9 protein-coding genes are annotated in these 10880 nt (G+C 71.8%); 1 reads left to right on the forward strand and 8 read right to left on the reverse strand.

Annotation, left to right across the window (positions count from 1 at the left end):
• The 4 genes from ACWEF6_RS37430 to ACWEF6_RS37445 form a co-directional block, all read right to left on the reverse strand.
• On the reverse strand, nt 1-267 hold the full coding sequence (locus tag ACWEF6_RS37430) for an acyl carrier protein (RefSeq protein WP_449687289.1): 267 nt from the start codon (nt 265-267) through the stop codon (nt 1-3).
• A gap of 102 nt (nt 268-369) precedes the next feature.
• Entirely contained in the window at nt 370-2052 is a 1683-nt protein-coding gene (locus ACWEF6_RS37435) for a phytoene desaturase family protein (RefSeq protein ID WP_449687290.1), read from the reverse strand.
• A 106-nt stretch (nt 2053-2158) separates the two neighbouring features.
• Complete coding sequence (locus ACWEF6_RS37440) at nt 2159-4729, reverse strand: FtsX-like permease family protein (RefSeq protein ID WP_449687291.1); 2571 nt, start codon at nt 4727-4729, stop codon at nt 2159-2161.
• Nucleotides 4729-5505, reverse strand: a complete 777-nt coding sequence (locus ACWEF6_RS37445; protein WP_310969867.1) for an ABC transporter ATP-binding protein — start codon at nt 5503-5505, stop codon at nt 4729-4731. The genes ACWEF6_RS37440 and ACWEF6_RS37445 overlap by 1 nt, the downstream gene beginning before the upstream one ends.
• A 144-nt stretch (nt 5506-5649) precedes the next feature.
• On the opposite strand from ACWEF6_RS37445, the gene ACWEF6_RS37450 reads away from it, so the two are divergent.
• The gene (locus tag ACWEF6_RS37450; RefSeq protein WP_449687292.1) at nt 5650-6927 is read left to right on the forward strand and encodes a sensor histidine kinase; all 1278 of its coding nucleotides are present in this window, start codon (nt 5650-5652) and stop codon (nt 6925-6927) included.
• Here ACWEF6_RS37450 and ACWEF6_RS37455 read toward each other — a convergent pair whose 3' ends face one another.
• From ACWEF6_RS37455 to ACWEF6_RS37470, 4 genes are read right to left on the reverse strand one after another with little or no spacing between them, the layout of a single operon-like run.
• On the reverse strand, nt 6928-7572 hold the full coding sequence (locus tag ACWEF6_RS37455; RefSeq protein WP_086839021.1) for a LuxR C-terminal-related transcriptional regulator: 645 nt from the start codon (nt 7570-7572) through the stop codon (nt 6928-6930).
• 56 nt (nt 7573-7628) lie between these two features.
• Nucleotides 7629-8438 carry a hypothetical protein gene (locus tag ACWEF6_RS37460; protein ID WP_449687293.1) on the reverse strand — a complete coding sequence of 270 codons (810 nt, stop codon included), beginning with the start codon at nt 8436-8438 and terminating at the stop codon, nt 7629-7631.
• Nucleotides 8439-8442: 4 nt separating this feature from the next.
• The gene (locus ACWEF6_RS37465) at nt 8443-9738 is read right to left on the reverse strand and encodes a type III PLP-dependent enzyme (protein WP_449687294.1); all 1296 of its coding nucleotides are present in this window, start codon (nt 9736-9738) and stop codon (nt 8443-8445) included.
• 11 nt (nt 9739-9749) lie between these two features.
• Nucleotides 9750-10676: a 3-oxoacyl-[acyl-carrier-protein] synthase III C-terminal domain-containing protein gene (locus ACWEF6_RS37470; protein ID WP_449687295.1), complete on the reverse strand. Its 927-nt coding sequence runs from the start codon at nt 10674-10676 to the stop codon at nt 9750-9752.
• Between the last annotated feature and the right edge of the window lie 204 nt (nt 10677-10880).

Below are 10880 nucleotides of genomic sequence, written 5' to 3' on the forward strand. Positions count from 1 at the left end.
TCAGGCGGCCATTTCTGCCGAAACGAACCGGGCCAGCGAACCGACCGACTCGAAGTGGCTCATTTCCAGGTTCTCGGCGTCGAATTCGATGCCCAGCGCCTCTTCCAGCTGCATCAGCAGTTCCAGCACGCCGGTGGAGTCGAGGCCGGCGTCCGCGAGCCGGGTCTCCGGGCCGAGGTCGGCGACCTCCGTCTCCAGCACGGACTCGAGTGCGGCGCAGATCCCCGCGACCACGCGGTCGTCCAGGACCTCCGTCGATCCAGCCACGGTTTCCGTCACTTTCGCTCACCATTCCCTTCGTCAAGACAGCAGCACTTACCCACGGGCCCGGAACCGGGCCCCGAGTTCTTTCCTTTTCCGGAGGAGTCCTTATCCCGCCACGACCCGGTCGAGCAGGGCGAGACCGCGGGCCTCGCGCCGCCGCAGCCCCCGGGACGTGCGCAGCGGGTCCCAGCCGGGCTCGCGGTCCGGGAGCAGCTCGGGATTCCCCAGCACCCCGCCGGCGCCATCGGTGAGCACCGGCCGGCCGAGGATCGTCGAGGCGCACAGCGCGCCCCCGGTCGCGACCCCGACGATCCCGCCACCGTGCAAGATGCTCTGGCCCGTCAGGTAGAGACCCTCGACACCCGAATCGATATCCGGCCGTTGCCCGACCCGGCCCCAGGTGTGCAGGCCGTACGCGCTGCCCCCGGTCGAGAGCGTGTAGCGCTCCTGGGTCAGCGGCGTCGACGTCTCGGCGTGCACGAGGTGCTCGCGGAACGGCCCGATCGCGGCCTCGGCCAGGTCCAGCATCTGTTCGGTCAGCCGGTTCTTCGCGCCGAGGTAGCCGGGTTCGCGCCGGTACCGCGCCCCGTGCGCGGGCCCGTCCGTGAGCCCCCAGTGCGCGTACCCGGGCGGGCAGGCGGTCATGATCTGGAAGTTCATGTGTCCCGGCGGGCACGCCGAGCCCGGCACCGGGTCCTTGAGGGAGGCGAAGGACAGGAACGCGAACGGCAGCTCGTCGAGCCGGCCGGCTTCCACCCGGGCGTAGGCCGCGTCGACGTCTTCGTCCGGCCAGTACCAGATGTTCGCGCTGGGGAGCGGGAGTTCCCGGTCGAGCGCGACGTAGCAGACGGCCAGCGGCAGGCGCATGGTCGCGGTCTCCGCGCGGGCCACCACCGGCTCGGGCAGGTTTTCCCGGCCACCGCACAGTTCCAGGACGGTGCGCCGGTAGTCCGCATTGGACACGACCACCGGGGCGCGGTGTTCGGTGCCGTCGGTCAGCCGGACACCGGCCGCCTTCCCGCCTTCGATCAGGATTTCCTCGACCCGGGTGCGGGTGAGCAGCGTGCCGCCGTGCGACTCCAGCAGCTCGACGAACGACGCGGCGATCACCTGGCCGCCGCCCTCCGGGTAGTAGGCGCCGCGCAGGTAGTCGTCGAGCATCATCGTGTGCGCGACGACGAGCGTGCCGGACGGCGCGGACCCGTAGTTGCCGGACTGGGCGGCCAGGATCGTGCGCGCCCGGGCCGAAAGCCCGCAGTGGTCGAACAGCTGCGCCAGCGTCCGGCGGCTCCAGCGCAGCATCACGGCCGGCACCTTCGCCGGGGCCGCCTCGAAAGCGGACTGGCGGCAGGCCCGCGCGACGGCCGCGCAGATGTCGATGTAGCGGGTGATGCCCTCGGCCTCCGCGGGGAGCGCGGTCCGCAGCCGGTCGGCGTAGCGGTCCCAGCCGACCGGCACGTCCACGGTGACGCTGGGCAGGACGATCCGGTCGAACCCGTCCGGGTCCATCGGGTGGAAGCGCACCCGGTCCCCCAGGCCGAGGCCCGAGAGGACCCGCGGCAGCAGGCCGTCCGGTCCGCAGTCGCCGAGGTAGTGCACCCCCACGTCGAACTGGTAGGCGCGGCGGCGGCGGAACACGTGACTGTTGCCGCCGGCGACGTCGTGCTGTTCGAGCACGAGGACGCGCATCCCGCTCGCCACCAGGTACCCGGCGCAGACGAGCCCGCCGATCCCGGAGCCGACCACGATGGCGTCCCAGCGCCCGGCGGCGTTCTCTTCGGTGTTCACGCCCCGACGCTATGCCGGGGCGGTGACCTCGGGCTGACCGCGCGCTGACAATCCGGGGGAGAGTTCGTCAGCGCCTCTCTGGGGGTTCCGGCCCGCCCGAGGCCACCTATTCAGGGGCGAGCGTCGAAGGCGACGGCCTGGTGCGCAACGTGAACCACGTCGGCGCACAGGTGGCCACCACCGTCAGCACGACGGCCAGCCCGAGTATCACAAGATATATCCACAAAGGACCGGACGGGAAGAGGCTGTCCGACACCGCCGCGCTGAAGGGCACCAGCATCGACGCCGCGACCAGCGTGCCGAGGAAGACGCCGATGGCGGCCACGATCCCCGCTTCCACGGCCATCATCCGCATCACCTGGCCGCGCGTCGACCCGATGAGCCGCTGCAGCCCGAACTCCCGGCGCCGGTCCGCCGTCGCCATCACCAGCGTGTTCACCATGGAAATCGCGGCGTACACGAGCAGCAGCCCGACGATCAGGTAGTTGACCCAGGCATTGGCCTGGACCTCCGCCAGGAACGCCTTGGTGAGCGCCTCCCGGCCGGCCACCTGCACGCCGTCGACGTCCCCGACCCGGCCGCGCAGCGAGGCGAGCAGATCGCCTTCCGCCGTCCCGGGCTGGGCCATCACGAGGATCCGGTCGGCCGAACCCGCGGCCGTGTGCGGCGCCAGGGTGTCGGCCGGCATCAGCGCCGACGCCGAGGCCGCGGTGGTCCGCAGCGTCGCGACGACGTCCAGGGTGGCCCGGGAGCCGTCGCCCAGCCGCATGACGATCTTGGCGCCCACGCCGACCCCCAGCCGTTGCGCGAGATCCGCGGGCAGGGCGATCGTGTTGCCGCGCAGGGCGTCGAGCTTGCCGGTCTCGACGAGGCTCCCCCACGCCCGCGCCACCCCGTCGGCGGTGATGCCGGTGAGGTCCACGCCGTCTTCGTCCTGCGTCGCGTCGGAGGGCTTTTCGTTGTAGCCCTTGCTGGTCACGAACGCCGTGGCCCCGGCGACGCCGGGTGCTTGCCGCACCTCGGCGACCAGATCGGGCGGCAGGTCACCGGTCGCCGACGTCACGACGGCGTCGGCGAGCAGCGAGTCGGTGTACTGCTTCTCCGCGACCGCGACCTCCGTGGTCTGGAAGTACAGCATGAAGATCGCGAGCCCGGTGGCGAGCATGATCGGCGTGACCGCGCCGGCCATCGGCATCCAGCGGGCCCGGGCGTTCAGCGAAGCCAGGTAGCCGGGCAGGCCGCCGAACGCGCGGATCGGCCGGCGCAGCACCCCGACCAGCAGCTTGGTCAGGCCGGGCGCGAACAGTGCGACGGCGGTTGCCACCAGCGTGACGGCCGGGCCGGCCGTGCTCGCCGCGAGCGGGCCGTCGACGACGGTGATCGTCAGGTAGGCCAAGGCGACCGCGCCGATCAGGCTCGACACGCCGAGCCACAGCCGGGTCGGGGTCAGCCAGCGCGTGGGGATCGCCGTTTCCCGCATGGCTTCCACGGGCCGGGTGCGGCCCGCGTACCGGGCGGCGACGAACGCGGCGCCCCACGCCGAGCTCAGGCCCACGACGGCCGCGGCGACGACCGGGTAGAAGCCCTGCTCGAACTTGAGGACGGGCTGGATCACGCCGAACCCGGTCAGCCGTCCGAAGAGCCAGTCGCCGAGCAGGACGCCGGGGAAGATGGCCAGCGCGGTCCCCAGCGCCCCGATGATCATCGCCTCGCCGGTGATCATCCGGCTCAGCTGGCGCGGGGTCGCGCCGATCGCCCGCAGCATGGCCACTTCGCGGCGGCGCTGCTGCACCGAAAGCGTCAGGGTGCTCGCGACGACGAACATGGCGACCTGCGCCGCGAGACCGCCGAACACGGCCGCGAGGATGATCAGCAGTTCGCCGTCGCCGGCGGCCTTGGCGAACTCCGCGGAACCGCGGGCGTCGCCGGTCAGCGTCACCGCGCGCTGGTCGCGCACCGCGGTGGCGATCTGCGCGGTGACGGCGTCGACGTCGGCACCGGGCGCGAGCTGGACGCCGAACGCGTCGACCTGCCCGGCCGCGGACCGCAGCCCGGCGGCCTCGGCGGGCGAGAAGAACACCGCGTCGGAGGCCATCCGGCGGCCGGCGTCGGCGATGCCGGTGACCCGGTAGGAGTGCACGCCCCCGCGGACGGCGATGTCGACCTCGCCGCCGGCGTGCGCGCCGATCCGCCCGGCCGTGGCCGAGTCGAGCACGACCTCGCCCTCGCGGATCGGGGCCTGGCCCTCGGTCAGCCGGTAGGGCGCCAGCTCGGCGGAAACCCAGCTGTGGCCGGCCTGGGTGCCGGGCACCGACGGGCCGCCGGAGTCGCCGAGCACCTCGGCGTGGAAGGAGACGTCCGGGACCACGTGGGCGACCCCGGGTACGCCGCTGATCGTGCCGGCGAGGCCTTCGTCGAGCCGGACGCGCTCGGACAGCGTCGCCGTCTCGTGATAGGCGTCCTCCCCGTGGCCGACCGTGGGCAGGTCGTAGGACTGGTTGCCGGCCACCACGATCGGCGCGGCGGCCAGGCGCTGCGGCGGGATCACGGTCCGGATGCCGGTCTCCATCAGGCCGCCGCAGGCGAGCATGACGGCGGTACCGACGAAGACCGAGACGAGGGTGGCGATGAAGCCACCGGTGCGGTAGCGCAGGGTGCGCCAGACGAGGGTCAGCATCAGCGCGTCAGCTCGCTCGGCCGCTGCTCGGCGCGGGCGACCAGGCCGGTCATCCGGCGGGCCACCTCTTCGGGGTTCGGCTGCCGCAGCTCGTCGACGACGCGGCCGTCGGCGAGGAAGAGCACGCGGTCGGCGTAGGAGGCGGCCACCGGGTCGTGCGTGACCATCACGATCGTCTGCCGGGCCACGCTCGTCGCCTCCCGCAGCAGGTTCAGCACTTCCTGGGCCGAGCGCGTGTCGAGGGCGCCGGTCGGCTCGTCGGCGAAGATCACTTCGGGGTGCGTGACGAGGGCGCGGGCGATCGCCACCCGCTGCTGCTGCCCGCCGGAGAGCTCGCTGGGCCGGTGGTCGCGCCGCTTGCCGAGGCCGACCTGCTCGATGACCCGGCGCACCCACGCCGGGTCGGCGCGACGGCCCGCCAGCCGCAGCGGCAGCGTCACGTTCTGCTCGACGTCGAGCGCGGGCAGCAGGTTGAACGCCTGGAAGACGAACCCGATCCGGTCGCGCCGCAACCGGGTCAGCTCGACCTCGCGCATCACGCTGAGGTCCGTGCCGCCCAGCACCACCGAGCCGGACGTCGGCTTGTCCAGGCCGGCCGCGCAGTGCAGCAGCGTGCTCTTGCCCGACCCCGACGGCCCCATCACCGCGGTGAACGTGCCACCGGCGAACCCCGCCGTCACGTTGTCCAGTGCCAAAACCTGCGCCCGGTCCTTGCCGTACGCCTTGCGTACGGACAGCAGCCGCACGACTTCGGCCGTGTCGCCTTGCTGGTACATCTGCGGCTCCCCTGCGCGTCCTTCGATCTTTACCGCGACCACGTTACGAAGCCGCGGGCCGGTTTCCGAGGGTGCTAGGGAGCGGAAGTTTGCGGGGGTTAGCACTACCGCGGAAAGCGGCCCGGCCTGCGCATAATGGGCGCCATGACTAGCGGAAGCCCGGTCGCCACGATGACGCGGTCGCTGCTGCGCGACGGCGGGCTGGCGACGGTGCGCGGCAGCGCGCTGGCCGTGGTGGCGGTGACCGAACTCGTGATGTTCGTCGTCGTGGTCACCGCCGCCTCGCTGATCGGCGTGGGCGTGGGACTGTTCATGCTGCCCCCGGCGGTGCTGCTGATGCGCTCGCTGACCGGCCGGGTGCGCGCGTCGGCCGCGGCGTGGTCGGACGTGCGGATCGCCTCGCCGTACCTGCCGGAGCCGGCCGGGAGCACGCCGCTGCGCCGCTGCCACCACCTGCTCGGCGACCGCGCGAACTGGCGGGACGCGCTGTGGCTGCTGGTCGACAGCTCCCTCGGCATCCTGCTCACCCTCACCCCGCTGCTGCTGATCCTGCACGGGATCCGCGGGCTCACGATGCCGTTCCTGGTCGGGACCGAGGCGGCCGAGTGGCTCGGCAGCTGGTACGTCGTGCTCCCGGTGGACGACCAGCCGACGGCCTGGTTCGCCGCCATCCTCGGCCTGGCGCACTTCCCGCTCGCGCTGTGGAGCGCCCCGCACCTGCTGAAGCTGCACGCGCGGCTCGCGGCCACGCTGCTGTCCCCGACCGAGGTGACCCGGCTGACCAACCGCGTGCAGCACCTGGCCGAAAGCCGCGACGACGCGGTGGGTTCGCAGGCGACCGAGCTGCGCCGCATCGAGCGCGACCTGCACGACGGCGCGCAGACCCACCTCGTCGCGATGGGCATGACGCTCGACGCCGCCATGCGGGTGCTCGATTCCCACCCCGAAGCGGCCCGGTCCCTGATGGACGAGGCGAAGAACAGCTCGGCGAAGGCGTTGCAGCAGCTGCGCGACCTCGTCCGCGGCATCCAGCCCCCGGTCCTGGTCGACCGCGGCATCGCGGACGCGATCCGCACCCTGGCGATCGAAAACCCGCTGCGCATCGAGACGACGATCGACCTGCCGGGCCGGCCGTCACTGGCGGTCGAGACGGCCGCGTACTTTTCGGTGTCCGAACTGCTGAACAACGCGATGAAGCACTCGGGCGCGGACAGCGGCGCGATCAACGTGCACTACGAGTTCGGCCGCCTGGTGATCAACGTCAGCGACAACGGCTGCGGCGGCGCGCACACCGAGGGCGGCTCGGGGTTGCGGGGCATCGAAAAGCGGCTCGCCCCGATCGACGGCTTCATCACCATCCTCAGCCCGCTCGGCGGCCCGACCATGGTGACCATCGAAATCCCGTGCAGCCTCGAACCCTGATCAGTGCTTCAGGTACGCCAGCACCGCGAGCACCCGCCGGTTGGCGTCCTCCGACTGGGGCAGGTTCAGCTTGGCGAGGATGTTGTTGATGTGCTTGGAAACGGCCTTCTCGGACACGACCAGCTCGCCCGCGATGTTGCTGTTGGACCGGCCTTCGGCCATCAGCTTCAGCACCTCGCGCTCCCGGGGGGTGAGCCGTTCGAGGCGGTCGTCGCGGGTGTTGTGGGTCAGCAGGCGGGTCACCACGTCCGGGTCCATCACCGTGCCTCCGAGGGCGACCTGGCGGACGGCGTCCACGAACTGGTCGCCGTGGAACACGCGGTCCTTGAGCAGGTAGCCGACCGAGCCCTCGCCGTCCGCGAGGAGCTCGTCGGCGTACAGCCGTTCCACGTACTGCGAAAGGACGAGCACCGGGAAGCCCTGGATGCGGCGGCGCGCTTCGATGGCGGCGCGCAGGCCTTCGTCGGTGAAGGACGGCGGGAGCCGGATGTCGACGATCGCGATGTCGGGCCGTTCGCGCAGCATGGCCTCCAGCAGGTCCGGCCCGTTGTCGACCGCCGCGCTGACCTCGAATTCGTGCGCTTCCAGCAGCCGTACCAGGCCGTCCCGGAGCAGGAACTGGTCTTCTCCGATGACCACGCGCACTTGTCCGTCCCCCGCTTCCGAGCCCGACCACGACCAACGCCCATCTTAGGGCCGCGTCAATCGGACTCGGCGACCACGCAGATCCCCAGCGCACCGCGGCGCGGGTCGTGGTCGGCCAGCACCACCGGACCGGCAGCCGGGCCGTCGGCGAGCGGTGCCCACAGGCCGGTGCACGGGAATTCGGGCGGCGCGACGATCGCGTCCGGCCAGGAACCCAGCCCGGCGAGCCCGGGGCCGATGACGACCGTCTCCGCCGGCTCGAGTTCCGGAAAGGCGTCCAGCGTCGCTTCGGGTTCGTAGCCGACGCGGACCGGCCGGCCGCCGCCCGCCTCGAACAGCAGGGCCACGGCGGCGTCGCCGATCCGGTCCGGCGTGTCGTACGGCGTGACACCCTGGTCCATGATCAGCACCAGGACGCGCCGGTAGCCGTGGCGCCGGACGTACGAGCCGGCGATCCGCAGCGCGGTGAACGGGGCCAGGCTTCCCTGCCCCGACACGGAAAACACCAGCGGGTGGCCGGGCAGCACGGCCGTCAGGTTCACCGGCGCCGACAGCCGCGGGTCGAACTCGGGTGCCGCGTGGGCGACGATCGCGAGGTCGATCCGCTCGCCGGACAGCTGCCCGGCGAGCAGTTCGCGGGCCATCTCGAGGAAGGGGTTGCCGCGCGCCCGGGTCACCCGCTCGGGCCGGAAGCCGATGTCGTGCCCGCGGCTGAGGTCGGCGAAGTACCGGTGCAGCGCGGGGACGTCGATGGCGCGCTCGCCGGGTGCGAACTCGCGCCGGATGGCCAGCGCCAGCTTCAGCGGCAACGGCTGCAAACCCGGCGCAGGCGCGGAGGACAGGGTGGTCGCGGACGCGCGGTACATCTGCCTAGCGCTCCGCCCCCACCGCGACCGGCGCGGCGAACTCGTGCAGGTGCTGACGCCGCAACAGGTCCGCGGGCTCGTCCCGCTCGCTGACCAGGTAGTGCTGTCCGTTGTGGACGATGACCTCGGCCGGGTAGCCGTGGCTGAGGAACAGCACCGGGGACGCCGTCGGGCCGTAGGCACCGGACCGCGTGACGCCGATCAGGTCGCCGGCCCGGACCGGCGGCAGCGCGGCCTTCTTGGCCAGCACGTCGTTGGGCGTGCACAGCGGCCCGGTGATCTGCCAGGTTTCGGTGGCCGGCTCGTCGACGCGGTTGAGCAGCCGGATCGGGAAGTCGCGCTTGACGTAGGAGCCGATGCCGACGGCGGCCATGTGGTGGTTCGTGCCACCGTCGGCGACGGCGAAGTTCTGCCCCAGCGACGTCTTGGTGTAGCGGACGCGCACGACGTAGGTCCCGGCCGTGGCGGCCAGGTACCGGCCGAGCTCCATGACCAGCCGCGTCGCCGGGTGCCGCTGCGCGAACTCGTCGATCACCGGGTTCAGCATCGAGGCGAGCAGATCGCGGTCGAGGTCCGTTTCGCCGTCGAAGTAGGCGACCCCGAGGCCGCCGCCGACGTCGACCATCTCCAGCGGGAACCCCAGCTGCCGCGAAACGCGTTCGGCGAGCTCGAAGATGCGCCGCGTGTTCTCGACGATCGGTTCCTCGTCGAGGATCCGGGTGCCCATGTAGACCTGCACGCCCATCAGCCGCAGGTGCGGGTGCCGGCCGGCGAGGTCGGTCGCGGCGAGCAGCTGCTCCTCGTCGATGCCGAACTGGCGCGGCTTGCCGCCCATGGTGAGCCCCGAGCCCTTGACCGCGAAGCTCGGGTTCACCCGCAGGGCGACGCGCGCCTCGATGCCGCGTTCCCGCGCGAGGTCGTCGAGCAGCCGCAGTTCGCCGAACGATTCGCAGACGACGGTGTAGACGCCTTCGTCCAGGCAGGCAGCCAGTTCCGACGCGCTCTTGCCGGGGCCGAGGAAGATGATGTCCTCGCCGGCGACCCCGGCCCGCCGGGCGGTGATCAGCTCGGCCATCGACGACACTTCGGCCCGCGCGCCGTGGGCGTGCAGCAACGCGCACACCGAGATGTTCGGATTGGACTTGAGCGAGTAGAAGATCTCCAGGCGCGGGTGCAGCCGCTCCCGCAGGCCGAGGAGCCGGCCGCCCAGTTCGTCGCCGTCGTAGACGAAGAGCGGGGTGCCGTAACGCTCCGCGAGCTCCCCGATGCCGACGCCGGAGATCTCGAATTCGACACTCATTGCAGCGCTCCTCATTTCCGGAAGACCATGGCGGAGAACGTCGACCCCAGGCCGACGGAAATCATCAGGTAACAGGCGCCCGGCGCGATGAGTCCCAGGCCGTCCGCGGTGTGGTGGTTGAGAAAGGGGTCGGCGCAGAAGCAGTGCCCGGTCAGCCCGACGTTGCGCAGGAAGATCTTCGAACGCGGGATGCCGAGCGCGGCGCTCGCCCGCACCCAGGAGATCTTGTTGACGTTGTGCGGCAGGACGAGGTCGATGTCGTCGACGCCCAGCCCGGCCGCCGCGATCGCTTCGAGCGCGACGTCGGCGACCGCGCCGGGGTAGATCTGCCGGAATTCGGCGGCCTGCTCGTCGTCGAGGATGACTTCGCCGCCCGGGCCGCCGAGCGTGGTGGTGGCGTAGCCGAGCAGCGTGTCCTGGTCCTCGCCGGGGCCGACGAGTACCGCGGCGGTGGCCTCGCCCATGATCGCGGTGTCGGGGATGACCTGCGCGGAGTGGGTGAACGCCTTTTCCCCGGTGAGGACGAGGGCGAGCGCGTCGGGATCGCCGTCGGCGGCCAGCAGCGTGCCGCAGAGGTCGACGGCCAGCAGCCCGGAGGCGCAGGCGTGGTCGGTGAGGGTGAACAGGGCCGCGTGGGTGAGCCCGAGCGCCTCCCGCACGTCGACCATGGGGTCGACGGGGTACGGGTTCGCGGCCGGCATCGTCTTCGCGCGCACGACGTACCGCACGCGTTCTTCCCGGCCGCGGAGGGAATCGAGCTTGCTGACCGCGCCGAGCACCATGTCCGCTTCGGACTCGTCGGACCGGCAGACCCGGTCGAGGCCGTACATCCGCCGGAAGCGGCGCACCTGCCCGGCGTCGAGGCCCAGTTCGTCCTGCAGCGATTCGATCGGCACGGTCGTCGGCACGTAGGTGGACACCGCAACCAGCGAAGTCATCGCGCGGTCAACTCCCATCGGGGTTCGCCACCGGTTCTCGGACCACCCCAGGATCGCGAGGAACGCTGACGGCCCACTGACGGGCGGCTGACCTGCGCGCGGCCGGTCGTGAGTGGTAAGGCGGGTTAGATAAACCCAAACAAAAAAAAACACGCCGCGGGGTTAGCGGTGGGAGGGAGGGAGGGGGGGTGAAAAAAACAAGAG

The sequence above is a fragment of the Amycolatopsis sp. NPDC004772 genome, from assembly GCF_053601215.1.

Excerpts from the sequence above, each read along its gene's own strand:
- ACWEF6_RS37440 (WP_449687291.1), bottom strand. The coding sequence starts at position 4,729 with ATGCTGACCCTCGTCTGGCGCACCCTGCGCTACCGCACCGGTGGCTTC.
- ACWEF6_RS37445 (WP_310969867.1), bottom strand. The coding sequence starts at position 5,505 with ATGTACCAGCAAGGCGACACGGCCGAAGTCGTGCGGCTGCTGTCCGTA.
- ACWEF6_RS37450 (WP_449687292.1), top strand. The coding sequence starts at position 5,650 with ATGACTAGCGGAAGCCCGGTCGCCACGATGACGCGGTCGCTGCTGCGC.
- ACWEF6_RS37460 (WP_449687293.1), bottom strand. The coding sequence starts at position 8,438 with ATGTACCGCGCGTCCGCGACCACCCTGTCCTCCGCGCCTGCGCCGGGT.
- ACWEF6_RS37465 (WP_449687294.1), bottom strand. The coding sequence starts at position 9,738 with ATGAGTGTCGAATTCGAGATCTCCGGCGTCGGCATCGGGGAGCTCGCG.
- ACWEF6_RS37470 (WP_449687295.1), bottom strand. The coding sequence starts at position 10,676 with ATGACTTCGCTGGTTGCGGTGTCCACCTACGTGCCGACGACCGTGCCG.